This is a genomic window from Streptomyces sp. WM6372 (assembly GCF_001279655.1).
In the GTDB taxonomy this organism is placed as follows: domain Bacteria; phylum Actinomycetota; class Actinomycetes; order Streptomycetales; family Streptomycetaceae; genus Streptomyces.
In genome coordinates, this window is sequence record NZ_LGDB01000095.1 from 1 (window position 1) to 512 (window position 512).

The following is a 512-nucleotide window of genomic DNA, read 5'->3' on the forward strand; positions in this document are numbered from 1 at the left end:
TCGCCGGTTCGGCTTCTGCTGCGACGTCGCCGGTGTCGATGGATGCGGGTGCGACGCATGTGGCGTTTGTGGATGGCGGTGGGAGTGTTGCGAATGACTGGGTGAGTAACGGTGCCTGGCAGGGTCCGTCGGGGATCGGTGGTAAGGCTCGGGCGGATTCGCCGGTGGTTTTGAATGCGGGTGCCGATCACGCGTTCTTCATCGATGCCGACGGCAATGTGATGAACGACTGGGTGAGTAACGGTGCTTGGCAGGGTCCGTCGGCGATCGGTGGCAAGGCCCGGCCCGGTTCGCCGATCGCGACCAACGCGGCCGGCACGCTGGTGGCCTTCGTGGACACCGACGGCAATGTGGTGAACGACTGGGTGAGCAACGGTGCTTGGCAGGGGCCGTCGGGTCTGGGCGGTAAGGCCCGTGGGGATTCGCCGCTGGCGTTCAATGCGGCCGGTGACCACATCTTCTTCATCGATGCCAACGGCAGTGTTGCGAATGACTGGGTGAGCAATGGTGCC

The 512-nt window shown here is 64.5% G+C and carries 1 pseudogene; it reads left to right on the forward strand.

Annotated features, from left to right (window positions below):
* Positions 1 to 512 (forward strand): annotated as a pseudogene (locus ADK52_RS09125) (hypothetical protein); the annotation flags it as partial.